Genomic DNA, 25,084 nt, shown 5'->3' with positions numbered 1-25,084 from the left:
ACAGGCGATGAAGGACGTGATACGCTGCGATAAGCCGTGGGGAGCTGCGAATGAGCTTTGATCCATGGATCTCCGAATGGGGCAACCCACCTTAAGATACTTGGGAAATCATGTTTGGTTGTCGGACGTTCGGTCCGACGTTACGGCGAACGATCGCCGACGGCCTATCGGCCTGTATGGGTGCCTTGCTCGATGTTCGGGTTTGGCAGCAGTACAGCGCGGTAGCGCGTCGCCGGTCGTCCGGCGCGCCGTCACGCAGCGCCGCACGGACCGTGCGGAACAAGCGTGAGTGAGGACCCAACAGTGGTTTCCAAGTATCGTTAATAAGGTATCTTACCTTCGAATACATAGGGGTAAGAAGCGAACGCAGGGAACTGAAACATCTAAGTACCTGCAGGAAAGGACATCAACCGAGACTCCGCAAGTAGTGGCGAGCGAACGCGGACCAGGCCAGTGGCAATGAGGAATAAAGCGGAACCATCTGGAAAGTTGGGCCGTAGCGGGTGACAGCCCCGTACGCGTAGAACACTCATTGTCCTAGAGTAGGGCGGGACACGAGAAATCCTGTCTGAACATGGGGAGACCACTCTCCAAGCCTAAGTACTCGTGCATGACCGATAGCGAACAAGTACCGTGAGGGAAAGGTGAAAAGCACCCCGACAAGGGGAGTGAAATAGAACCTGAAACCGGATGCCTACAAACAGTCGGAGCCTGAAAGGGTGACGGCGTACCTTTTGTATAATGGGTCAACGACTTAGTGTAACAAGCAAGCTTAAGCCGGTAGGTGTAGGCGTAGCGAAAGCGAGTCTGAATAGGGCGATTTAGTTTGTTGCATTAGACCCGAAACCGAGTGATCTAGCCATGAGCAGGTTGAAGGTTGGGTAACACCAACTGGAGGACCGAACCCGCATCTGTTGCAATAGATTGGGATGACTTGTGGCTAGGGGTGAAAGGCCAATCAAACTCGGAAATAGCTGGTTCTCCGCGAAATCTATTTAGGTAGAGCGTCGAGCGAATACCCCCGGGGGTAGAGCACTGGATGGGCTATGGGGACTCACCGTCTTACTGATCCTAACCAAACTCCGAATACCGGGGAGTACTACTCGGCAGACACACGGCGGGTGCTAACGTCCGTCGTGAAAAGGGCAACAACCCTGACCTCCAGCTAAGGTCCCCAAGTCATGGCTAAGTGGGAAAGGATGTGAGGATCCCAAAACAACCAGGATGTTGGCTTAGAAGCAGCCATCATTTAAAGAAAGCGTAACAGCTCACTGGTCTAAATAAGGGTCTTTGCGCCGAAAATGTAACGGGGCTGAAGCCATGCACCGAAGCTGAGGATGTGTAGCAATACACGTGGTAGCGGAGCGTTCCGTAAGCCTGTGAAGGGACAGTCGTGAGACATCCTGGAGGTATCGGAAGTGCGAATGTTGACATGAGTAACGATAAAGAGGGTGAGAGACCCTCTCGCCGAAAGACCAAGGGTTCCTGCTTAAAGTTAATCTGAGCAGGGTTAGCCGGCCCCTAAGACGAGGCGGACACGCGTAGTCGATGGGAACCACGTTAATATTCGTGGGCCTGGTGGTAGTGACGGATTGCTCAACTTGTAAGGTCTTATTGGATTGATCTTGCAGGGACGCGGTTCCAGGAAACAGCTCCACCGTATAGACCGTACCCGAAACCGACACAGGTGGTCAGGTAGAGTATACCAAGGCGCTTGAGAGAACTATGTTGAAGGAACTCGGCAAATTGCACGCGTAACTTCGGAAGAAGCGTGACCCCATTTTGGGCAACCAGGATGGGGTGGCACAGACCAGGGGGTAGCGACTGTTTATCAAAAACACAGGGCTCTGCGAAGTAGCAATACGACGTATAGGGTCTGACGCCTGCCCGGTGCTGGAAGGTTAAAGGGAGAGGTGCAAGCTTTGAACTGAAGCCCCAGTAAACGGCGGCCGTAACTATAACGGTCCTAAGGTAGCGAAATTCCTTGTCGGGTAAGTTCCGACCTGCACGAATGGCGTAACGACTTCCCCGCTGTCTCCAACATAGACTTCAGTGAAATTGAATTCCCCGTGAAGATGCGGGGTTCCTGCGGTCAGACGGAAAGACCCCGTGCACCTTTACTATAGCTTTACACTGGCATTCGTGTCGGCATGTGTAGGATAGGTGGTAGGCTTTGAAGCGGGGACGCCAGTTTCCGTGGAGCCATCCTTGAAATACCACCCTTATCGTCATGGATGTCTAACCGCGGTCCGTTATCCGGATCCGGGACAGTGTATGGTGGGTAGTTTGACTGGGGCGGTCGCCTCCGAAAGAGTAACGGAGGCGCGCGATGGTGGGCTCAGACCGGTCGGAAATCGGTCGTCGAGTGCAATGGCATAAGCCCGCCTGACTGCGAGACTGACAAGTCGAGCAGAGACGAAAGTCGGTCATAGTGATCCGGTGGTCCCGCGTGGAAGGGCCATCGCTCAACGGATAAAAGGTACGCCGGGGATAACAGGCTGATGACCCCCAAGAGTCCATATCGACGGGGTTGTTTGGCACCTCGATGTCGGCTCATCGCATCCTGGGGCTGGAGCAGGTCCCAAGGGTTTGGCTGTTCGCCAATTAAAGCGGTACGTGAGCTGGGTTCAGAACGTCGTGAGACAGTTCGGTCCCTATCTGCCGTGGGTGTAGGAATATTGACAGGATCTGTCCCTAGTACGAGAGGACCGGGATGGACATATCTCTGGTGGACCTGTTGTCCTGCCAAGGGCATAGCAGGGTAGCTACATATGGAAGGGATAACCGCTGAAGGCATCTAAGCGGGAAACCCACCTGAAAACGAGTGTTCCCTATCAGAGCCGTGGAAGACGACCACGTTGATAGGCCGGGTGTGGAAGTGCAGCAATGCATGAAGCTTACCGGTACTAATAGCTCGATCGGCTTGATCGTTCTCATTGACAATGCTCATCAAAATGAGCCTGACCCTGACAGGTCAAGACGTGTTCAAAACGAAGTGAAAACTTCACCAGCTTCTCAAATCGTTGCGCTTCGCTGACCTGGTGGTTATGGCGGGGTGGCTGCACCCGTTCCCTTTCCGAACACGGCCGTGAAACGCCCCAGCGCCTATGGTACTTCGTCTCAAGACGCGGGAGAGTAGGTCGCCGCCAGGTCTGCGAAACGCAACAACGCAATCACAATCTTCTCAATCACAATAAAACGGCCATAAGCCGAAATCAAACCGGCCGCAAACAAAAGCGGTCCTTTCCGCTCATAAAAACCATAACGCGGGGTGGAGCAGCCCGGTAGCTCGTCAGGCTCATAACCTGAAGGCCGCAGGTTCAAATCCTGCCCCCGCAACCACGCTACAGTATCCCACAATAGCCCAAAACTGCGCTCCACCACGCCAGAGCACTGCGATCAGACGCTAAATCCCCGAAATGGACGTGCGCGCTTGTCGCCATCAGCAACAAGCGCACACCAAGCGAGCCACGAACTCGCTGCCGACGAAGGCGGGACGGCCGCCGCCGTCGGTTACCTTCCGGTTTGGAGGCGCAGGCCTGACCAGTGTGCCGCGAAGGCCCACATGTCCGCCGTCTGCGCGATGATTTTGTCCGTCGGCTTGCCCGCTCCGTGTCCCGCTTTCGTTTCGACGCGTAGGAGCCGAGGCCGATTTCCAAGGGCGGCTGCCTGGAGCGCGGCCACATATTTGAACGAGTGCGCCGGCACTACTCGATCGTCCGTGTCGCCGGTCGTGGTCAGGATGGCAGGATAGTCCGTGCCGTCCTGGACGTTGTGGAGCGGTGAATAGGATAGAAGGTTCTTGAAGTCGGCTTGCACCGCCGGGTCACCGTATTCCTGAGTCCAGAACGGTCCGCCCGTGAACAGGGGGAAGCGCAGCATGTCCAGCACGGCGACATCGGGCAAGGCCGCGGCAAAGAGATCCGGACGCTGGTTCACCACCGCTCCAACCAGAAGGCCACCGTTCGATCCGCCGTGGATCGCCAGCCCGTCGGGCGGCGTAATGCCCTCGCGCGTCAGGAATTCCGCAGCGGCGATGAAGTCGTCAAAGCTGTTCTGCTTGTTCGCTAGCCGCCCGGCTTCGTGCCACGCCCGGCCATATTCGCCACCGCCGCGGATATTGGGCATGGCGTAGACGCCGCCTTGCTCCACCCACGCTAGCGCTTCCGCAGAGAAATATGGGATGAGCGGAATTCCGAAGCCGCCATAGCTGTACAGCATGGTCGGCGCCGGGCCTGTCACGTCCTTACGCCTCATGACGAACATCGGAATGCGTGTACCATCCTTCGAGGCAAAGAAATGCTGCTCCACGACGAGTTGATCGAGATCGCTCGCAATCCGGGGCTTCGTCCAGACAGTGCTCGTGTTGGTCGCCACGTCGTAACGATAGATCGTAGTTGGCGTATCCTGACTGCTGAAGACGTAGAATGACTCATTGTCGCCAGGCCGCCCCCTGAAGGCGCCAGCCGTGCCGGTGCTGGGAAGTTCAACAACACCATCGCGCGTGCCGTCCAGCTTGAAGCGCTCGACCTGCGTCTTTGCATCCACCATGTAGGAAACCACGAGCCGATCGCCGACGATATTGCTTCCGAGAATGACGGCATCGTCCCGATGCGGGACAATGTCTTGGAAAGCCGGCTTTTTCGCATCGAAGTCGATGGCGACGACCTTGCCGCGTTCGGCGCCTTCCTGCGTGGTGAAGAACAACCGCGCGCCGACGTTTCCTATCAAGGTCCATGCATGATCGAGCGAGGAGACCAGCGTTTCGGGCGTCCATCCCTCCGCCAGATCAATGACGGTAATGCCGTTGCCGCCTCCAAGCCGCGATGAATAGATCACGACATAGCGGCCGTCCGCCGTCGTCAACGCCATGTGGATGAGCGGCTGATCAGTGTCGGAAGCGTGGATAAGACGGTCCTGTGACTGCGGCGTCTCAAGTCGATGGAAGTTGACGGTATGCTCGAGCACCTGCGCTTCGAAGGCGGCACCTTCTTCTGGCTCGGCATTGCGGGAGTAAAAGAAGCCGAAATCATCCTGCGCCCACCCGATCTTCGTGAAGCGCGCCCAGCGGATCTCGTCATCGAGGATCCTGCCGGTGTCGATATCCATCACGCGTATGATCCGCCAATCGGCGCCGCCTTCCTGGATGGCGTAGGCGAGATAGCGGCCGTTATGCGAAACCGCCCATTCGGCGAGCGCGGTTGCTCCGTCCTCAGACCAACTGTTGGGGTCGACTACAACGCGATCCGTTCCGTTCTCGCGGACATACAGGACGGGTTGCGCCTCCAAACCGGCACTTCGGACGAAGAAATAACGATCGCCGCGCTTTTCAGGTGGCATCGGGAGGCGTTCGTGGTCGAAAAGCGCCTGGAGGCGCAGCTTGAACAGGTCGCGACCTGGAAGCGTGGCGAGGTAGTCTTCGGTCAAATTTTTCTGCTTGGTAATCCAGGCTTCAACCTTCCCATCGCGACGGATGTCGCTTTCCAGCCAGCGATAGGGGTCGGCAACCGTTGTGCCGAAATGCGTGTCGACCGTGTCGGTGCGCTCGGTGGGCGGATAGGTCATCGTGTTTCCCTTGTTTTCGGAAGCCCCGCTAATTTGCGGCAGGAGAGCAATGGCCAATGCTGTCGCCGACAGGGCGGCCAGCCCCGTTCGCAACGAACGCCGTGCCTCGCGCTTGGGTGAGGACCTGCGCCATAAAAAGTGCGGGATAAGCAATCTCATGAGGAACCCCTTGTTGTCGGGCGCCGCAGCGTCTGCCGCGGCGACGTGGAGCCGGCGTACAGAAATATCAGCGGCCGACTATCGCCTGCACTCCCGCCGATCAGGATCCCGCCGGCAGCGGTCCCAACGCGCGCGATCGGCCATAACCTGAGCGTCTCTCGCAATCTCTTGCGTCAATCGGGTCCGCTCGAGCGACTCCCGTCGCGCGTTGTCGCGCCGCGCCTGTTGTTCCAGCATGCAGTTCGTATAAGCGCGAGACCCGTAGGGTGCCCCAAAGCTCTGGCAGGTATTCGCGTCCCTGTACTGCCGTTCTTCCGCCGACACACACGCTGATAAAGCGAGGCCAAGAAGGGCGATGGAGAGGATGGTTACCGCGGGCCGACGATTGTCAATGGAAGGGCGTTGCAGCATTCTGTTGATCTCCTTTCGAGAATGAGCGCTGGTGGTTTGTTGGCGACGCGAGCGAGACACAGCGGCGCCCCGCGGCCGCCATGACCAGCCAAAACCCCACAGAGCAGGAGAAGATTGCGGCAACATTGTCTGAGTTTGGAAAATGCTCTGGGAGCAGTCCGATCCCCGCTTGGAAGCGCCTTTCCGGCGCTAAGCACACAACCGAGAAAAATCAGCGCGCGGCGCGTTAGTCATACATCCCTCGGACAACGTTCGGGAACGTTGCAGTGGTCGTCACGACTGAGTTCGAGGCAGAGAATCAGCTCACCCCCAAAAGGCCCCGACCTTAAACCTCGAAATACGGGCTTCTGAACTCACGATCAGTCGCGGCATGGCCACATTCGCATTTTAGTTATAGCATCACCGATGTGATAGCCAGGAGTTATAAGTGGATTTGAACGCAGCCCTGAAGGCATTCATCAGAACAGTAGAGAAGGGCTCCATGACCGGCGCGGCGCGAGATCTCGGTATCTCGCAGCCCGCTGTTACAAAACATCTTCTCAATCTTGAGCGACATCTGAATGCACGGCTTCTCGAGCGATCGCCGCAGAATATCCGCCCGACCGCACACGGTATGGAACTTTACGAGGCAAGCCGCGGCGCGATCGCATCCATCGATGCTGCCCTTGAGGGTATCCGCTTGAACGTAGGCGACATCGAAGGCAACCTCCGCATTCACGCGCCATCCTGTATCGGTTCAAAGCACCTTCACGGCATCCTTCTGGATTTCAGGACCTGTATCCAAAAATTGCCGTCGATCTTGTCTTGGACGATCGTACCGTCGATCTCATCTATGAGAATTTTGATCTCACCCTACGCTATGGCCGGATAGAGGCTCAGGAGGTCATTGCCCGGCGCTTCGGCTGGATGCAACGTATTCTCGTTGCCGCCTCCTCGAGCTATCTCGAACGCGTCGGCGAGGGTGAGGTCTCCGGAGCAGTTGTCAAGTCTCAGCATAATTTCGACCTTCGTCGTCCTGTCGGGCAAGAATATGTTGCCGCTCATGCGATCTGCATCTCCGACAATCGAGATTCCGGTCAAACCTGTCTTCCGGACGAATGACGCTCACGTTCTTCTCAACACGCTCCTGGCGGGTCGGGGGATCGGACAGGTGCAACTGGCGTCTCGTAACAGACCTGATCGCCGAAGGCAGGCTTGTGCGCGTGCTTCCCGCCTACGCAGTGAAGCCGACCGAGGCGTTCCTTGCTTACCCGTCGAACAAGTTCATGCGTCCCGTGGTGCGCGCCTTTACCGACTTCGTCATGCCGCGTCTGAAAGAAATTGAAGGAATAAGCCAAAGTGCGGATGATTTAGGATGCGTCATATAACAATCAGTTATGGGCGCAATCACTCCATAAACGATAGACATTACTTGCTCGAAATCGTTCTTCTGGTCCAGACATGTTCCCGTTCTGGCAACGGTTAGAGACCAGTGAGTACAATCTATGCAGCTAGTGACCCATCATTTATCCCGCCGCACCTTTCTTCTTGGCCCCGCTGCCGCTGCTCTTGCCGGCTGCGCGACGAACAACCGAACGCCGGAGCAGATGACGCTCTCAAAGCAGGTTCAATCACCGTCGCCAATTTCATCAGATCCTGAGCTTCAAGCTCGTTATGCGGCATTCGAGGACGGAGGGCATTTCATACCTGCCATCCCCTACCAGAATATGGACCCGAAGTATTATCGCCAGCGTGTTGCTGACCCGACGGGAGAAAAGGCTGGCACGGTGGTCGTCGATACGCCCAACCGCTTCTTGTATCTTGTTGAAGAGGGCGGTACGGCCATGCGCTACGGCGTCGGCATAGGCCGAGATGGCTTCGCCTGGGAGGGCGAGGGGTATCATCCACTGGCGCCAGCCATGGCCACGATGGAAACCTCCTGCAGAGATGATCGCTCGTCAGCCGGAGCTGGAAATATATTCCGTTGCAAACGGTGGCATGGATCCCGGGATCATGACTTGCTCGGGCACGGGCGCTCTACATCTTCCAGAACCGGCAAGACACTCTATATCGGTTGCACGGTAGTCCCGAGTGGCAGTCTATCGGCAAGAGCGTCTCTTCCGGATGCGTCAGATTGATCAACCACGACATCGTCGACCTTTATGGCCGAGTCCCCTATCATGCACCGATTGTCGTGCATCAGGAACCCTTTATCAGGGCGGTATAGTTTCCGAGATAAGATTTACTTGGCGGAACCGGAAGGTCTGTGAACGCCTTATACGGCAAGCGGTCGAGGACGCCTGATGAGAAGGGACCGCAATTACTCCCGTCGTCATCGTGAGTGGGAGGAGGTTCTTCGCAAGTGAGCCACTGCCCAGGAGCCTAGCTGGCATTAGAGGATAGCATGCAGAAAGAGCCCCGCCTATTCCAGGAGGCAGATAAGACCCTGACCGCCGCTGTCGATGAAGCCATTGAGCGCGCCGCCCAGACCGCAGGGCATGAACTTCAGTCGCTCGGTGTCGGCAGATCACCACAAGACTACTTCGCGGACGCCGTCCTCCGCCACCTGTTCCTGCGCCTGTGCGGGGCCGACTTGAGAACCAACACCGGCGGAGATCCAGAAACGGCATGGAAGATCCTCTATATGGGCCGCTCCGTTGCCCGTCACTGGGAGAAAGAGCGCGGCAATTCGGCAGCACTAGGGGGGAAGAAAGACCGGCAGGAGGATATCGAAAGAGACAAGAGTGAACGACAACAGCTGGCACTCTCCGCACAGAATTTCGTATTGAAAACTGTTGTTCGCGCTCTGGTCGATCACGCCCGTGCGTCGGATCCGGAAATCACAGATCGCCTCGAAGCGGTAATCGACGCCCGCCATGCAAGGCTTGAGGGCCTCTCCGACATCGACCGCGAGTTTACCGAAAGAGCGAAAAGCTACCTGTTGCTTCTCACCACGCCATCAGATTAGGCGCAGTGGCGGCACAACCACAGCTCACTGCAAACGCGCACGACCGCGAATATGGATGCAGGCAGCCCGGCAGAGCGCTCCGTCCATGTAGATGCGCAGGGAACATTGCGGCAACATTGGCTCGGCCGCGGTCACGACACCGCAGTGAACGCTAATCGTACGATCGCCCCACCGCTGGGGGACTCTGCGCATCGTGATGCGGCCGCTATGGTGATCCACGACCTGTTTGACCAGGTTGAGACCCAAGCCAGCACCGGAAGAACGCGGCCGTAGCCGATGAAAGGGTTCAAGCACCCGCTCGTGTTCCTCTCCCGGTATGCCGGGCCCGTTATCCTCCACTTCCACGGAGGGGCCGTTGACCCGCACGATCACCTCGTCCCCGCCATGCTCGACAGCATTCTGGATGAGATTTGTGAGCGCGCGTTCTATCGAACCGGTATTGCCCATGATCATTCCGGGCTGTTGAACAAACACCTCGATGGTCTTGCCCGCCGCGATCAGCACTGGCGTCAGATCCGCCGCGACACTACGGGCGAGCGCGACCAGGTCGATCCGGTCACTCGGCGCGCCATTGTCCAATCGATGAAGATCAAGCAGTTGTTCGGATAGCGTCGCAAGCCGTGATATGTCCGGCAAGAGCGACCGCAGGCCTTTGTCGCTCGCGGTGTCGATCTTCATTCTCAAAATAGCGATCGGCGTACGCAGTTCATGAGCGGCCGACGCGATGAAGCGGTTCTGGCGATCATAACCTTCATCGAGACGGTCGAAAGCTTCATTGACAGCGCGGACGAGCGGGCCGATCTCCCGTGGAACCTTGTCTTCCGAGAGACGGAGGCCGCGGCGCCCGGCGTCGATCCGCTCTGCTTCCTCCGCAGTCTTTATGACGCCGGCCAAGGCACGCGTGATGATCATTGGCGTCACGACGACGGAGACGAGAGCCAGGGCGAGGAAAACGGCAGTCGCTACGAGATTGGATGCTATTGTGATGAGCGCTGTGAAGGGTTGGACCCGACCATGCGCAATGATCTTCATATCGCCAGCGGGGCCGGATTCCCGTCGAACGAGGGCGGAAAGGGTAAAGGGATCGAACTGCCCGCGCATGTCTGCCGAAGACAGTTTGTCGAGGTGGGGAACGAGAGGAGCGTACTCCGCCGGCACCTGGCCGAAGGCAACCACACTGTCGTCGCTAAGCCGGGCCGCGAACCAGAGATCCGGGCGACTCCTCCGAAGCTTCGCCAGCTCGGGCGTCACTTCCACTATTGGTGCTCCAGCCGCATCCCGAACGATTGAGTTTGCCGCGACTTTTACGACGGCCTCCTCGACATACATCCCGTCAAGAGACGAATTTACGAAAAAGATAATGAAGCCGATGGCGGCGGCCGCGACCGTCAGAAACTGGAGGATCAGCTGCCTTGCAACGAGGCGCGTCTTCAATGATGGCTGACAGCGCTTCAATCCTGTGCCCTGAGCAAATAGCCCACTCCTCTGACTCGTATGAATCTCGACGCCGGCACCAGCTTCGCTGAATTTTCGACGCAAGCGTGAGATGTGGGAATCGAGTGTGTTCGACTGGATAGCGTCGTCGAAGCCGTAGACTGCTTCCTCGATCGTCTCGCGCAGGACAACGCGCCCGCGACGCCGAATCAACGCAGTGAGTACTGCAACTTCACGCCTTTGCAGTACCAACTGCGTTCCGTGAACCCGTGCTTCGCCAAAGGCCATGTCGAATACGAGGTCACCGACGACGATCTCGTCTGGTGCAAGTTCGCTCGGGCGGCGCTGCACGGCCCGGATGCGAGCAAGCATTTCCGCCAGGTCGAAAGGCTTCACCAGGTAATCGTCGGCACCATCGTCGAGCCCGGCTACTCGGTCGGTCAACTCCCCACGGGCGCTTAAGACGATGATCGGCACGCCCGGATTGTCTGCCCGCAGCTGCGGAATAAGGCTGAGGCCGTCGCCGTCAGGGAGTGTACGATCAAGCAGAACGAGCTCGTGCAGGTGCGACCGGGATGCTTCACTGGCAAGCGAAGTGCTGGTCACCCAGTCGACCACGCAGCGATCGCGTTCGAGGGCGCCGCGCATTGCTTTGGCGAACTCCACCTCGTCCTCGACCAGAAGTATCCTCCGATGCGAGCGCTCCCGCAAAGCCGGCAGGTGCGCCTTAATCCGCGAAGAGCCCCTCTTGCCACCGAAGTCGTAGCTTTCTAATACCGATACGCCGCATTTTCCCTGAATTTGCCCAGATTTGACACGTATCTGGGGGCTTCGACGGAAAGCTGAGATGACGATCTTCGCCGCAGCCGCCATGGCCGTCGACCTGGAGCGTACCGCGAAAGCCGGCAGGGTGCTCACACGGTCGCTCGGCCTTACGGTCGGGCGCGTAGGATGGGCGACGGCGGGGCGGATCAGGGCGCTTCCCGGGTTTCAGAGATCGGAGTTGGCTACGCTGAGTGGGACAGATGCTGGCGATGACCCGTTTCAGCGGCCTGTGTGATCGCCTCGAGCACCCGGTGACGATCGAGCGCGACCGCGAAGTCCGGCGCATCGGCGGTTCCATCGCGGAGGTCGGCGGCGAACTGGGCGTAGAGGCGGGCGACACCAGCCGCGGGTGCGTCGAGTTGCAGGTCGGGAGCCGCATATGCGGGCGGGACCTGTAGCGCTGGACAAGCTCGCTGCCGCGGCGCAAAGTGATGGTCACATCGCCGAAGTGGATGTAGCCCGATGCCGTCTCGACGCGCAGACTGCCTTCGGTGCCCTGGATCTCCCACACCATCGCCGAGCCGGCGGACTGCCCGGCACTGTAGTGCAGCGAAGTGACGATCCCGCCTTCGAGAACGCCGGCGACGACGATCTCGTCCGGCGCGTCCTTCGGGAGGGACGTGCCATCCGAGAGGCGGACGCCGTCGCCTCGCTGATTGGCGACGACGGCAGACAGGCTCTCAAATGCGCCGAGTACGTGCGCGAGCGGTTGGAGCGCGTGGCCGAGCATGATGCTTAGAAGCGTGGCGCCATTCTCTGCGCGAGCCATGTACTCGAACGGCGGGTCATATCGGCCGAGCCACATGGCGTCGGCCAAATGCGCTCGGATGCTCGTACTGAGCGGCATGCCGATCACGCCCTGCCGGACGAGGTCGCGAAGGTAGCGGATCGGCGGGTGCAGGCCGCCCTGCAACCCGATGACCGTCTTGAGCTGCCGTTCGCGGGCAAGCCCCCCTAGCGCTTCGGCTTCCGATAGGTTTCGCGCGAGCGGCCATTCGCAATAGACCATCTTGCCCGCGGCGAGCGCGTCAGAAACGATCTGCTTGTGCTCCGGCACCTTAACCGCAACCACCACCAAGTCGACCTCCGGCCGCAGGACCAGCGCCTGGTGTGTGTCAAAGGCAAGATCGGCGCCTAGTCGGCTAGCGGTCGCGTTCGCACTCTCCATACGAGTCGTGCTGACAGCGCGGATCTGGAACGCATCGAGCGCCCGCAGCGCCGGGGCGTGAGCAATTCCGCCCCAGCCTCGATCAGCACTGGCGCCGACGATGCCAACGCCGATCCGGGTGTTTGCTGAATTTGTCATGTAGGCGTGCTCCTGTCTGGTGCAACCCGGGCAATGCTCGCCGTGCTGCTTCACCATGGTTTCGTTTCCGGACAAATGCTTGGGCGCATAGCGGGTGACCAATCATTGCCGTTCGCGTTGCGGCTGCGTGGGTTTGAGCCCAAGTAAGGCAAACGCAGGTAATTAAACGTGAGTCCAATGGGCCTCGAGTTCGCGCGCGACATCGGCCGGACGCTCTATCATCGGCCAATGTGAGCTGCGCAGCTTCACGACGGCGTGTGCGCGTGTGGCATTGCCGAGCTCGTCGGCGAAGCGGTGCGGCAAAAACGGATCGTCCAGGCCCCAGATCACCAGCGCTGGCGCGGTCATGCTGCTCAAACCCGGCTTCCACTCCGCGCCGACCTCGATTGCGGAACGGTAAAGTGCGAGAATGCTTGCCCGCATAGTGGCATCGAGATGCCGAACCAATTCATCCGCTGCATCTCGCGGCATCTGCGCCTCGACGAGCTTCGCCGCAAATTCCTCGAGGTCGAGGTCCTTCATCCATTGCTCGCCTTCACCTGGCGTCTGCCAGATCTTGGCGAGATAGTGCCATGGGTATTCTGGATCGATGGGCCCGCTGATTCCGGTCCAGGTTCGCACCAGATCGGGGCGGACCGACGCGAGGCGCCCTGTCAGCAGGCAGCCCCAGTCATGACCGACCAGGTCCACGGGTTCGCCGATCTGCTCGACCTGCTTGATCAACCAGTCGAGATACTCCTCCTTGGTCGAGGCGAAGCCTGACGGCAGCGGCGTGCCAAAGCCCGGGAGATCAAGCGCGACGATATCGGTGCGCGCCAGATGTGAGCGAACGGGATCCCAAAGGCGATGGGTGTCAGGAACACCGTGAACGAGGACTGCCGGCATGAATATCTCCTTGTGAGCGATGTGTGGAAGATAATCGCCTCTATCGCGTTGCAGTAGCTGGCAGACATGGAACATGGGGTTGCAGTTTGAGGAACCCAGGCGAACGACGGCCATATATCCTGCAATGATCAGGTAATGATTACGAACCGCGATTGCTCGGCGCATTCAGAAGCCAGCCCGGATACTCGATCGGCAGGTGGCTGGCGGAATCGAGTCGTGCCATGTCGTCCGGGTCAAGCTGGACCTCTGTGGCCTGAACGTTTTCGCGCAGCTGCTCGACCCGTTTGGCGCCGATGATGACGGTCGACACCACCGGTTGTTTGAGGAGCCACGCGATCGCGACCTGCGCGGAACTGCGATCATGCTTGCAGGCAACGTCCTTGAGGACGCGGATCAGCGGCTCACCCCGGACGCGGTCGATCGGCGGGAAGTCGAGCTCGGTCTGCCGCGCGCCTTCGGGATGTCCGCCGTCGGCGTACTTTCCGGTCAGATAGCCGCCGGCGAGCGGGCTCCATACCATCAAACCCACCTGCTCGGAGGCGAGGAGTGGCACGATCTCGCGCTCCACGTCCCGGCCGACGAGCGTGTAATAAGCCTGCAGCGAGGTGATCGGCGCCAGATTTAGCGCGCGCGTAATGCCGATCGCCTTCATGATCTGCCAGGCGGCCCAGTTTGAAAGCCCGATGTAGCGGACATCGCCTGCACGAACCAGGGTGTCGAGCGCCTCCAGCGTTTCCTCCATCGGGGTCGCCGGGTCGAAGGCATGAATCTGGTAGAGATCGATATGGTCGAGCCCCAACCGGCGCAGACTGGCGCGGCACTCGCTCAGGATGTGAAGCCGAGACGCGCCGCCTCGGTTCGGTCCATCGCCCATGGACGACGCCACCTTCGTCGCAACAACTACATCGTCCCGCGCCACACCCAAATTTTTGAGCGATCGACCCAGGATCTCCTCGCTTCGGCCATGCGCATAGATGTTGGCCGTATCGAAGAGGTTGACGCCCGCATCCAGCGCGGCGCCGATCAGCGTATCCGCATCGTCCTGCCCCAGTTTTCCGACCTGTCCCCACAGACCGTCCGATCCACCGAAGGTCATCGCACCGAAGCAGAGCTCGGACACGAACAGTCCGCTGCTGCCAAGCTTGCGCAATCGCATACCACATCTCCTTGTCTTGATGGCCCGGCGCGTAGAACGTGACGCCGGGTCCCGTTTAATGATCAGGTCAGCCGAGATCGCGCTGCCGCTCGCCCGTTCGGGCTGCGCGCTCCACCGCAGCAACCAAGCGGCTGTTGCGAAGCGCGTGATCGAATCCCGGCGTCTTGTAAGTGCCTGCGATCAGGTCACGCGCGAGCGAGGCGTAGACTTCCCCGACGTTGATCGCAGCGCCTGCCCAGAAGTCCGCGGCGGTCGGGCCGACACCTGTCGCGATCGGTGCGTCGGGTGGTGTGACTGCGACGGTCGCCGTGAGGCTGAGATCGCCGACCTGTGCGCCGGCGAGGTGATTGCCGGTCAGGGTCAGCCGCCCGTCGCTTCCCCGAATCTCGAAAGTGAAGCGTGCGTCTCCGGCCGGAACGCCGGCGAGCACCTGGACCGACACCGGCGCTCCGCACGCTGTCTTGGCGATCAGGTCGAGATGGTCCGGGATCTCGCGGGCCGAAATCTCCCTGGTATCGACGACCTCGATCTCCGGCCAGAGGAGCGCGACGCGAGCGTCGACCTCGGTGATGTTGCCCAGAACCGCTTCGATCACGTCGAGGACATGGGCGCTCGTGATCGTCATGAAACTCGCGCCCGACGCGGCCTTGTTGAAATAGTCATAATTGCTCGTCGTCTGGGGCCCGTAACCGAACGTCGTCGCGTCGACGCGGGCCGACAGAAGACGCCCAAGCTTGCCGGAAGTGACCAGCTCCGCGGCGCGGCGCACAGCCGGATTGTGGCGGCCCTGCAATCCGATCGCGGTATGAAGCGACTTGGACGCGGCTGCCATTGCCTCGGTTTCCGCTAAGGTCGATCCGAGCGGTGACTCTGAATAGACCGCCTTGCCCGCTTTCAGCGCTGCCATTACCAGGTCATAGTGCGCCGGAACCTTCACGGCGACGGTTACGACGTCGATGCCGTCGTCGCGAATGAGCTCATAGGGATCGGCGTACCAACGTTCGGCGCCGAACGCCTCGGCCGCAGCCCTCGCGCTATCTTCCCGGCGTGTAGCCACGCCTGCCAGCACCAGCGATGGCTGCGCCGCAAGCGCCGGGACGTGTGATGCGCCAGCCCAGCTCGCCTGCGTATCCGCGCCGATGATCCCGACACGAAACTTCCTGTCTGTCATGATTATGCTCCCGCATTGATATTCGAGCGCTCATTGGCGCTGTCGCCGGGCATTTAAACGGGCGGGATCGATATCTTGAAATCGATATGTGATATGCATCATCATCCATCGCATGGATGACTAGCCGTGAGGCCTGCCTCAGTAATATTGCAGTCGGAGGTCGGCGCAGACCTGTTCAGAGCCTTGCCACACGTGCGGGAAGGCGCCGGTAAGGCAGCTGCGGAGCCAGCGCTGTGCCGGATGCGCGTCATTGCGGCGATGCCAGTTCAGGACGAACGGAACGGGATTCAGCCGCAGCGGAAAGTCCCGCACCGTGAGCTGCTCCGAACAACCCGATCGCCTGACGACGCTCTCGAGAACGGTTGCCACCATGTTGGAAGCGGCGACGAGTTCCGGCGCGCTCGCCATATGCTGAACCGTGACTGCGACCCGGCGCTTCAGGCCCTTGGTGGCGAGCGCGGCGTCGGCCACGTCCAGCCCTTCGTTCTCCGGCGAGACCAGGATGTGTGGCATTGCCAGAAACTGTTCCATGTCGAACGGCTGGTTTGCCGCAGGATGGTCTCTGCGCAGGATGCACACGAAGCGATCCTGAAACAAACGGGCGCTCAGGATTCGGCCGGTCTCGACCGGCGGAATTCCGACCGCCATGTCAACCTCGCCGGCGTCCAGCATGCGCGTGGCCTCGTCCCGGCTCCCATAGTCGCGAACCCGAAGGTCAACGAACGGCGCCCGGTCGGCGAGGATCCGGATCAGAGGCGGAAGAACCACGCTTTCGGTATGCCCCGAGAGCCCCAGCGAGAACGTCATCGCCGCAGCAGATGGATCGAACTCTTGGGTGAATTCCAGCGTTTGCTGAATGTTGCGCAGTGCCAGCGAGATCGGCTCCGCCAATTCCAGCGCGCGTGGCGTGGGCTGGAGGCCGTTGGGTCCCCTGACGAACAATTCGTCCCGCAGCAATCCCCGCAGACCGACTGAGGGCGGCGCTCATTGCTGGTTGCGTGCGTCCGATACGTTGGCCGGCACGCGTGACGTTTCGCTCGGCGATCAACGCGTCGAGCGCCACGAGCAAGTTTAGGTCGATGCCGTGCAAATCCATCATGTGGATATATATTCGAATGTGTTATCAGCGACAAGCATGGCGCTGCCCGTCAGACGGTCAAGACGGGAAGACCCGTCAGTCGCCGGCTCTCCATGTCGGCGTGCGCTGCACCGATCTGGTCGAAGCGATAGCGGACGGCTTCGAGGTCGCTGAAAAGATCTCCCCGGACGGCATCCCAGAGCTGTTCCGTAGCGCCCGCGACGGTTCCGCCATGCACATACTGCGGGGTTCCGCCGGCACGGATCTGGATGCCGCGCGACGCGATCCGATCGGTCGCTGCCGTAGGCTGCCCCGACGCAGCGCCGATCGCTGCGATCACGCCGCCATCGCGCACGGCGGCAACGACCACTGGAAAGGTCGCTTTCCCGACAAAGTCATAGACCACATCGACACCGGCCTGCGCGATCGCGCGGATCTTGGTGGACAGCTCCGGGTCGCTTGCGAGGAACGCGTGGGTCGCGCCCGCCTCGACTTTGGCGAGCTTCTCATCCGTCCCGGCCACGCCGATCACCGTCGCGCCGAGCGCTCGTGCCCAACGCGAAAGAATTGAACCGACACTGCCCGATGCGCCGAGCACGAGGATGACTTCGCCGGCGGTGATCCGGTGCAGCGCATACAACCCCATCCACGCGGTCAGGCCCTTCGCCAGGAACGTTGCCGCGACCTCGTTGGAGATGTCATGGGGCAGCCGAACCAGATTCTCTCGCGGGTTTCAGTGACGCGGTGGCATAGGCCCCCTCGACGAAGAAATAAGCGGCGCGGTCGCCCCGTTCGAACCCCTTCACGCCCGGTCCGACAGCGTCGATCACGCCCGCCGCCTCGAAGCCCGGCGTGGCGGGCAGGCGCATCGGGAAGTGCCCCGTGCGCACCATCACGTCGACATAGTTGATGCCGATAGCATCCTGGACAAGTCGTACCTGACCCGTCCCGGGTGATCCGACGTCCGTCTCGACGATCTTGAGGACGGCGGGCGTGCCGATCGACTGCATTTCGACTTTTCTGGCCATAACCATTTCCCTCGGATGTTGCCGGACAACGATCTTCACGCGTGGGCGACCGGTCGCATCGTGCCGGCGTGCGGAAATTTCCCGTGGCGATAGGCGGCGTAGTAGCCTGCAAGTTCGTCCCGAGACCCCGCGATGAACGGCCCTTGCGCGACGACGTCGATGCTCTGCGGCAGCCCGGCGTACAGTAGCACCCGCGCGCCGCTATCGCCTGCGCGCAGCGTGAGCGAACTCACGCCTTCACCGATGGGCGACGTCCAGCCCACCGAACCTGTGGCGAGCGGTGCGCCGGTGGCGCCGGCCTTCACCTCGCCGTCGATCGTCACGACGAAAGTGTTGTAGGAAGCCGGCAGTTGCGGCGCGAAGGCAGCTCCAGCTTCCAGATGGATGTCGATCAGCGTGACAGGCACCACGTTCAAGGTCGGTGCCGCTGCATCCTTTAGCTGGCCGCTGTAGACTATCGCCGTGACTCCCGGCTCAGCGTGCACCGGCATATCGGCACGGCGCAGGACCTGCACCCGCGGGGGCATGTTGCGCTGCGCTTCCGGCAGGATCAGCCAGAGCTGGAACAGACGCATCCCCGTCGAGACCATCGCATTCTCCGAGTGGACGATGCCGCTGCCCGCCGTCATCCACTCCACATCGCCTTCCTCCAGCCGGCCGCCGGTATCCTCCATCGTGCCTTTGAGCATGAAGGTTACGGTTTCGAGGCCGGCATGGGGATGTGCATCGCCGAAACGTCCCTCCAGTGTGATGTTGTCGTCGGCCATCAGGAAGAACGGATCGGTCGAGGCAAGGTCGCCGGGCGCGATCACTAATGCGGCCTTGTGCCGCTCGCCGTCGAAGCCCGGGCCGAGTGGAGGGTATGCTTGTGACGCGGTCAATCGATCTCTGCAGCATAATTCTGGTCCTTCTCGTAACTTGGGACCGAGTTCGCCGCGATCGGCGCCACCTCGGCATCATCGCCAATCATCTCGGATCGGACCGGCCTCGATCAAGATAGGGGTTCGAGAACCCAGTGTTGCGCAACGAGGAACCCAAAGATGCGTGAAGAAGTGCAACCGATCGACTAGGACCAAGCGACATTCAGGATTCGCTAATCACCTGATGGCTGATTCATAGGACACCGTGTTTTGTTGGCATGGTGTCTGAGAATGGCTGCGAAGCGATATCAGTTGAACGATGTGCAATGGTCGAGGATTGTGGCTCTTTTGCCTGGAAAGGCGAACGATCCTGGCCAGAATATGACAAGGACGCGTGGACGCTATCTGAGGCTGCCTGCAAATCGGGCGCTAAGACGCTCACTACGGAAATATTCAGTGTAGAAGTCAATGAAAGCGCGGGTTTTCAGCGGTTGGAGCACGCGGCCTGAATAGTAGAGCGAGATAGATCCGGCATCGGCATACCACTTCGGAAGGATACGTTCGAGCGCACCACTTTCCATATGCTCCAGCACATCGGGTACGGCCAGCAATGCTATGCCCAACCCCGCGATCGCCGCCTGCGCCATGGGCGCGGCGTCGCTCATCACGATCGTTTCGTTGAGCAGCGCGCGCTCTTCGCGCCCTTGGGCGTCGCGCATCATCCATTGCCTAATCCGGCCCGAATTCGAGGACCGCATCAGTATTCCGGCATGATCGGCCAGATCGGCGGGGCTAGTCGGCCGGCGACGTCCAGCGAAATAGCCAGGCGATGCGACCGCGATAACGTGAACCGGTGCGAGCGTCGTGGAAACGATGCCCGGATTGAGTTCAAAACCACCGCCGATCGCGGCGTCGAAACCCTCGGCGATAAGATCGACCTTGCGGCTGTCGAAATGCCAGTCAGGTCTGACGCCCGGATAACGGGCCAGAAAGTCGGGCAGTGCGGGAAGAACGTATCCCATAGCGAACGTTAAACTCATGCTGAGCTTCAGAACGCCGACAGGCTCACCCTTCGTTTGTGATGCCCCGTCGATTGCCCCCTGAAGGTGGTTCAGGCTGTCGCCGATGCTTGCCAGAAACAACTCCCCCGCCTCGGTCAAGGTCAACTTCCGCGTTGAGCGGTGAAACAGCCGTATACCGAGGTTCCGTTCCAGCATTGCAACATTCCGGCTGACTGCTGCCGGTGTGATCGAGAGACGCCGTGCAGCCCCGGAAAAGCTGCTCGCTTCTGCGCTTCGAACGAACGCTTCGAGGTTTGCCAGTGTCTCCATAAAACGTAACCTTCAAACGTTGATTGAAACTAAAACAATTCATCTATGACTTATGCTGCATGTATTTGCCAGCCATATTCCAGTCAACAGCAGCACCGGTTTTCTGCAACGCCAACCGCACAGGCCCAGGATGCAGCGGGAAAACCGACCGTCGCAGACAGAATTCTCACGAACCGTAAAGGAGTGGGTCATGACCGTTGGAATTATCGGAGCCGGCAATATAGGGGGCGCATTTGCCACTGCGCTCGGCAAGGCAGGAATCGAAGCCGTGATCGCAAACAGCCGAGGACCGGAGAGCCTCACGGCGCTTGTTTCAAAGCTTGGCAGCACAATCCGGGCTGGAAGCGTCCAAGAGGCCGCGGCGCAAGCCATCGTTCTCGTGGCAGTCCCGTGGTCAAAGATACCTGGCGCGCTCGCCGGTTTGAACTTCGACGACAGGATCGTAATCGACGCCAACAACTCCATCGAAGCGCCGCTTTACAGGCCGGCGGACCTTGGCGGCCGCACCTCTACGGATATTTTCACCGCCCTTGTGCCCGGCGCGCGCGTCGTCAAGGCGTTCAACCACCTGACGCCAAAGCAACTGTCGGGCGACCCCCACTCGGAAGGAGGCAGGCGCGTCCTGTTTTACTCGGGCGACGATATGAGGGCGAAGGCTGAGGTCGCCGCCATCATTGATCGCATCGGCTTCTTCGGGATCGATCTCGGCGGGCTTGCGGTCGGCAGCCAGCTGGTTCAGTTCCCGGGCGGCCCGCTACCCGCTCTCAACCTCGTTAAGTTCGACTGAACTTCGCTGCGCTCCATCCGTCTGCGATCGGAAGCGCCGCGCGCCATCTCAAACCCGGAGACAATATCGTGACAAGGTTCATTCAAATGCAGTCGGCCGGCGGACCGTCGGTCTTGCAAGTCATCGAGAAAGACCTGCGCGCGCCTCGTGCCGGCGAGGTCAGGCTCATTCAAGATGCGATCGGCCTCAACTTCGTCGATACGATGATACGAAAAGGCCAATATCCGATGGCGTTGCCGGCGGTCCCCGGTTTTGAAGCGGCCGGGACGATTACCGAAGTCGGATCCGGCGTCGAAGGGCTGTCGGTCGGCGACCGGGTCGCTTACTTCTTTTCGGAAGGCGCATATGCCACCGAGAGGATTATTCCGACCGCGCCGCTCATCCGGCTGCCCGCCGATATCTCGAACGAGACTGCGGCGACCTTCCTGGCGAAGGGTGGGACGGCCTGGATGGGGATGCGTGGTCTCCACGATCTCAAATCCGCCGACACGGTGCTGGTACTTGGGGCATCGGGAAGCGTGGGCGCTATCCTGTCTCGCTGGGCAAAGTCGCTGGGCGCAACCGTGATCGGCGTCGCCGGATCGCCGGATAAGTTCGACAAGGTCGCGGCCGGTGCCACCCATGCCCTCCGCGCTGGCGAGCCAGATATCGCCGCCAAGATCCGTGCGATCGCACCTGACGGTGTCGACGTCGTCTATGATTTGGTCGGCCGGGCGACCTTCGCGCTTGGCGTGTCAAGCGTCCGTGATGGTGGAGTGATTGCCGCGATGGGAGCCGCGTCGGGTCAGCCAGCGCCGGCCCCCGATCTTGTGCGACGGGGGGTAGATGTCCGCAGCGGTGGTACCCCTCAATATGTCCGGGGACCGGCAGTCGAGATCGCAACTTCCCAGCTATGGGATGCGCTGCGCTCAGGAATTTTCGATGATCTCGAAACCACACGCTATCCGTTCGATGAGATAGCCCGAGCGCATGACGACATGGACAACCGCCGCTTGAGCGGTCTGCCGGTCCTGATCGCGTAACCGAAAATAATCGTACGGCGGCAAGCCGCACGGACGCCCTCCGCAATTCGGCCGGGCGAACATTTCCCCTGTCGATAACGAAAGGAATGATCGATGAGTGAACTAGCAGGTAAACGTGCGCTGGTGACTGGCGCGTCCCGCGGCATTGGCGCCGCGATAGCGATCGCTCTGGCCGAAAAAGGCGCCGACGTTGCGATCACGTACGAACGCGCCGCTGATCGGGCAGCGCAAGTTGTCGCGACGATCGAAGGCAAAGGGCGCAAGGCGGTGGCTATCCAGGCTGATAGTATGGACCCCGAGGCGGTCAAGCGGTCGGTTGATCAAGCGGCGCAGGCATTGGGCGGCCTCGACATATTGGTGAACAACGCGGCTATCGCGATCTATAAGGATGTGGCGGACTTCACCCTCGCCGAGATCGACGCCCTTTTTGCTGTCAACGCTCGCTCACCGATCCTGGCATCGCAAGCCGCGATGCCGTATCTTGGCAAAGGTGGCCGGATCGTCACAATCGGCTCCGCAGGCGCAGAACGCATTGTCGGACCGTCGACGGTTTATTCAATGACCAAATCGGCACTTCAATCATTTACCCGCGGTCTGGCGCGGGAACTTGGCCCCCGTGACATCACTGTCAACCTCATTCAGCCGGGATCAACCAACACGGAAATGAACCCGGCCGAGGGCGAGTTTGGAGATTTCCAGCGTGCCCTAATTCCGCTCGGCCGGTACGGCGAGCCGGAGGATGTCGCGGCTGCGGTAGCATTCCTCGCATCTGGTGCGGCCCGACAAATCACCGGAACCATCCTGACCGTTGATGGCGGCACGCTGACCTAAACACACGCCAGCGGGTCCGTGACTTGTAAGATAGGAGAGTGGGAGCTAACTAGATACTACCACCTACTAGCTCCCCACTCTCATTCCACTTTGCACCATGATCAAATAGCGTGTTCGAACGGCGTCCAGGTCGCGTGTCTTTCAGGAGCGGACCGGCCCGTCGCGCGGGGAAGCAAGCCACAGCGGCGGCCCGCCTCGATGCCTCTTTCGGACGCCACCCTACGCGGCATCCTGGAGGAGACGGGGCTCGTCACCACGGAGAACGCTCGGCCGGGTGCGGACCTGCAAGCTCGGCCTGCTCGGACTGGAGGAAGAGGCGGCATGGATCGAGGGGCACGCTTAAGGATTCCGGTCTCGAAAAAATCCTGATGCAATCGACCTATGGCGCAATGGAGGGCGACGGCATCGGCGATCTCACGGTGCTCTACGAGTCCGAGCGGCTGGCGGAGGCGAGCGCCGTTCCGGCCGCCATCAACCGCGCGGCCTATTTCTACACCAACCTCGACATGCTGCTGGAACCGGCAAGGCAAGGATCCCCACGCGCCGCCCGGAACTTCTGCCCGAATTCGTCATAAACGGGCGCTGCAAAGCCCCTGCTGCCGCTCAAGATCAGAACTGCCGGACCGGTTGCGTTTGCGCAGTTCCCGAAGCTCTCGACCAAAATCTCCCACTCGGCGTTGGCACGGTAAATTGCTGCCGCGTCGATTGGGCGGTGGCTACCGAAAACAAAGAATGATGAAGGCGGCAATAGTGATTTTGAATAGACGCATGGAGCACGACAGGACAGAAATAAAATCTCGCGATTCTTCACCAGCTACGCTCCACCAATTGCCCGCCGCCGACAAGGTTCTAGTTCAGTTTCGAGGCCTCCAGAGAGCAGACCTATCGCTACATACGCCGAAGCGTCTTGCCCTAGCGGCCAAGGTTGGCGTTGCCACCTTGCTTTGCTGCCCAATATGCCGAGACTGGTGAATCTCAAGGAGTTCAACCATGTCGCTGCGCCAGCCCGGCCAAGTTCGATTTCCCTTTCACTCACAATTGCCAAGGGATGACGGCTGTGGAGTTCGCGTCCTGCAAATGCTCACTGGCATGACCTATGATCAGGTCGCGGCCATGGTGGATTCGGGCGAGAGGTCAGTCCACTATACGAGGTGGGATGACGTCTGCCGGGTGTTGAGGTCCCTCGGCTGGCCTATCGGCGCGCCGATAAGAACCAGCGAATGGAGTGATATTCAAGGTGTGGCCGTGGTCCACGTTGATGGGGACCATTTCCTGCTCTATGACTCGGTCAATCGTCTGTTTTACGATCCAGGAGAACCGGAGGGGCCGGCTGTGGTCACCAGCCATACTCCAACCAGCTATCTGACGGTTCAGCCTGGGGAACGTGCGCCGGCTCGATGAAATGGCCACTTCGGGCTGATCTTGGTCGATAGGTCAGGTCGGGCCGGACGTCTGCTTTGGCCGCTTCGCCCTGACTTCGCTCGGCCTCTACGCTGCACTCGCGATCGATCAACTTCTAGTTTCAGACCGCGGCACCGTATTGTTGCTGCGCGCCGCCAGCGGGTTCATCCCCGTCGCGCTGATCCCACTTTGCCTCTTCCATATGATGCAGGCCTTTCCCGAGAGATGGCGTTTGCGAGGACTGGTGCTCGGCATCGGCGTGACGCAGTGCGCAGTTCCGTTGGCACGGCTCCTCTCGCCATTATTGCTCGCCAGCCAGGGATGGCGTTCGCTTTTCCTGTTCGAAGCCGGTCTGGCCCTGCTGTCGTTCGCTGCCGTGGAGCTGCTGCGTCTGCCGCAGGCCGAGCGAGATCGGGTCTTCCTGGCCGCTCGACCTGCTTACCTTCGTGCTGATGGGCGGTGGGCTGGCGTCGGTCGCGGCGATGCTGGGACTAGGCCGCTGGGAAGGATGGCTCCAGGCGCCGTGGATAATTATTTCGCTCATCGTCGCCATCGCAGCCTTGCTGACAGCTGGCGCGATTAAGACCCGTCGTACGACGCCGCTGCTCAATTTGCGCTGGCTTGGACGCGGCGAGGTCGCGCGGTTCGCTGTGGCCGTTTTCCTGGCGCGGATCGTTTTGGCCGAACAGGATGTCGCAAGGGCTACGGTGCGGTCGCTCGGCGGCACGACGCGTGAACTTTTCACGCTTTCGGCGATCATGTTGACCGCGCCGCCTGCGGCGTCCTCGCCAGCGCCTTCTCGATGAACGTCGAGAAGGTTGCGCGGCCGATGATGCTGGCCATCGGGATCGTGGCGATCGCGGCCCTTGGCGAGAGCACCACTGCGA

18 protein-coding genes, 1 tRNA gene, 2 rRNA genes and 4 pseudogenes (1 of these 25 cut by a window edge) are annotated in these 25,084 nt (G+C 60.2%); 13 read left to right on the top strand and 12 right to left on the bottom strand.

Annotated features, from left to right (window positions below):
- The 3 genes from ACW4PC_RS10070 to ACW4PC_RS10060 all read left to right on the top strand — a co-directional run.
- A 23S ribosomal RNA gene (locus ACW4PC_RS10070) occupies positions 1-2,931 on the top strand; it begins 42 nt to the left of the window's first position.
- Positions 2,932-3,037: 106 nt separating this feature from the next.
- Positions 3,038-3,152: ribosomal RNA gene (gene rrf, locus ACW4PC_RS10065) — 5S ribosomal RNA — on the top strand.
- 113 nt (positions 3,153-3,265) lie between these two features.
- A tRNA-Met gene (locus tag ACW4PC_RS10060) sits at positions 3,266-3,342 on the top strand.
- Positions 3,343-3,513: 171 nt separating this feature from the next.
- Here the strand turns inward: ACW4PC_RS10060 and ACW4PC_RS10055 are convergent.
- Positions 3,514-5,565, bottom strand: a complete 2,052-nt coding sequence (locus ACW4PC_RS10055; RefSeq protein ID WP_455873713.1) for a prolyl oligopeptidase family serine peptidase — start codon at positions 5,563-5,565, stop codon at positions 3,514-3,516.
- A 997-nt stretch (positions 5,566-6,562) separates the two neighbouring features.
- Between ACW4PC_RS10055 and ACW4PC_RS10050 the strand changes: the two are divergent.
- The 3 genes and pseudogenes from ACW4PC_RS10050 (at position 6,563) to ACW4PC_RS10040 (ending at position 9,082) form a co-directional block, all read left to right on the top strand.
- Positions 6,563-7,502: pseudogene (locus ACW4PC_RS10050) on the top strand (LysR family transcriptional regulator).
- A 117-nt stretch (positions 7,503-7,619) separates the two neighbouring features.
- Positions 7,620-8,341, top strand: a pseudogene (locus ACW4PC_RS10045) (L,D-transpeptidase).
- Positions 8,342-8,518: 177 nt separating this feature from the next.
- On the top strand, positions 8,519-9,082 hold the full coding sequence (locus ACW4PC_RS10040; protein WP_244914917.1) for a hypothetical protein: 564 nt from the start codon (positions 8,519-8,521) through the stop codon (positions 9,080-9,082).
- Positions 9,083-9,106: 24 nt separating this feature from the next.
- Here the strand turns inward: ACW4PC_RS10040 and ACW4PC_RS10035 are convergent, their stop codons facing one another.
- The 10 genes and pseudogenes from ACW4PC_RS10035 to ACW4PC_RS09990 all read right to left on the bottom strand — a co-directional run bounded on the left by ACW4PC_RS10035 (position 9,107) and on the right by ACW4PC_RS09990 (position 20,156).
- Complete coding sequence (locus ACW4PC_RS10035) at positions 9,107-11,164, bottom strand: ATP-binding response regulator (protein WP_455874982.1); 2,058 nt, start codon at positions 11,162-11,164, stop codon at positions 9,107-9,109.
- Between the two features lie 706 nt (positions 11,165-11,870).
- Positions 11,871-12,647, bottom strand: a pseudogene (locus ACW4PC_RS10030) (Gfo/Idh/MocA family protein); the annotation flags it as partial.
- 162 nt (positions 12,648-12,809) lie between these two features.
- Positions 12,810-13,532, bottom strand: a complete 723-nt coding sequence (locus ACW4PC_RS10025) for an alpha/beta fold hydrolase (RefSeq protein WP_455873712.1) — start codon at positions 13,530-13,532, stop codon at positions 12,810-12,812.
- Positions 13,533-13,671: 139 nt separating this feature from the next.
- Complete coding sequence (locus ACW4PC_RS10020; RefSeq protein ID WP_100771282.1) at positions 13,672-14,688, bottom strand: aldo/keto reductase; 1,017 nt, start codon at positions 14,686-14,688, stop codon at positions 13,672-13,674.
- Positions 14,689-14,755: 67 nt separating this feature from the next.
- Positions 14,756-15,859: a Gfo/Idh/MocA family protein gene (locus tag ACW4PC_RS10015; RefSeq protein WP_100771280.1), complete on the bottom strand. Its 1,104-nt coding sequence runs from the start codon at positions 15,857-15,859 to the stop codon at positions 14,756-14,758.
- Positions 15,860-15,997: 138 nt separating this feature from the next.
- Positions 15,998-16,816, bottom strand: coding sequence for a LysR substrate-binding domain-containing protein (locus ACW4PC_RS10010; RefSeq protein WP_455873711.1), 819 nt, complete (start codon positions 16,814-16,816; stop codon positions 15,998-16,000).
- A gap of 191 nt (positions 16,817-17,007) precedes the next feature.
- Complete coding sequence (locus ACW4PC_RS10005) at positions 17,008-17,583, bottom strand: zinc-binding dehydrogenase (protein WP_455873710.1); 576 nt, start codon at positions 17,581-17,583, stop codon at positions 17,008-17,010.
- Positions 17,584-17,635: 52 nt separating this feature from the next.
- A complete protein-coding gene (locus ACW4PC_RS10000; RefSeq protein WP_455873709.1) occupies positions 17,636-17,965 on the bottom strand; it encodes an alcohol dehydrogenase catalytic domain-containing protein in 330 nt (109 codons plus the stop codon).
- 35 nt (positions 17,966-18,000) lie between these two features.
- A complete protein-coding gene (locus ACW4PC_RS09995) occupies positions 18,001-18,846 on the bottom strand; it encodes a pirin family protein (protein WP_455873708.1) in 846 nt (281 codons plus the stop codon).
- Positions 18,847-19,226: 380 nt separating this feature from the next.
- Positions 19,227-20,156 (bottom strand): LysR substrate-binding domain-containing protein, encoded by a 930-nt coding sequence (locus ACW4PC_RS09990; RefSeq protein ID WP_455873707.1) that lies wholly within the window; start codon positions 20,154-20,156, stop codon positions 19,227-19,229.
- Positions 20,157-20,286: 130 nt separating this feature from the next.
- On the opposite strand from ACW4PC_RS09990, the gene ACW4PC_RS09985 reads away from it, so the two are divergent.
- From ACW4PC_RS09985 to ACW4PC_RS09955, 7 genes and pseudogenes are all read left to right on the top strand, one after another.
- Entirely contained in the window at positions 20,287-20,943 is a 657-nt protein-coding gene (locus ACW4PC_RS09985) for an NADPH-dependent F420 reductase (RefSeq protein WP_425375577.1), read from the top strand.
- Positions 20,944-21,011: 68 nt separating this feature from the next.
- Positions 21,012-21,965, top strand: coding sequence for a zinc-binding dehydrogenase (locus ACW4PC_RS09980; RefSeq protein WP_244914915.1), 954 nt, complete (start codon positions 21,012-21,014; stop codon positions 21,963-21,965).
- A gap of 93 nt (positions 21,966-22,058) precedes the next feature.
- Positions 22,059-22,796: an SDR family NAD(P)-dependent oxidoreductase gene (locus tag ACW4PC_RS09975; RefSeq protein WP_040115101.1), complete on the top strand. Its 738-nt coding sequence runs from the start codon at positions 22,059-22,061 to the stop codon at positions 22,794-22,796.
- 225 nt (positions 22,797-23,021) lie between these two features.
- Positions 23,022-23,127, top strand: a pseudogene (locus tag ACW4PC_RS09970) (ArsR family transcriptional regulator); the annotation flags it as partial.
- Between the two features lie 37 nt (positions 23,128-23,164).
- Positions 23,165-23,371, top strand: coding sequence for a hypothetical protein (locus ACW4PC_RS09965; protein ID WP_040115103.1), 207 nt, complete (start codon positions 23,165-23,167; stop codon positions 23,369-23,371).
- Positions 23,372-23,786: 415 nt separating this feature from the next.
- Positions 23,787-24,197, top strand: coding sequence for a hypothetical protein (locus tag ACW4PC_RS09960; RefSeq protein ID WP_455873706.1), 411 nt, complete (start codon positions 23,787-23,789; stop codon positions 24,195-24,197).
- 28 nt (positions 24,198-24,225) lie between these two features.
- Complete coding sequence (locus ACW4PC_RS09955; protein ID WP_455874981.1) at positions 24,226-24,780, top strand: MFS transporter; 555 nt, start codon at positions 24,226-24,228, stop codon at positions 24,778-24,780.
- 173 nt (positions 24,781-24,953) lie between these two features.
- Here the strand turns inward: ACW4PC_RS09955 and ACW4PC_RS09950 are convergent, their stop codons facing one another.
- Positions 24,954-25,079 carry a hypothetical protein gene (locus ACW4PC_RS09950; RefSeq protein ID WP_280523751.1) on the bottom strand — a complete coding sequence of 42 codons (126 nt, stop codon included), beginning with the start codon at positions 25,077-25,079 and terminating at the stop codon, positions 24,954-24,956.
- Positions 25,080-25,084: the final 5 nt, after the last annotated feature.

Source organism: Rhizobium yanglingense (assembly GCF_977109285.1).
Note: the sequence above shows the minus strand (reverse complement) of the source record. Positions and strands in the feature narration are given on the sequence as shown.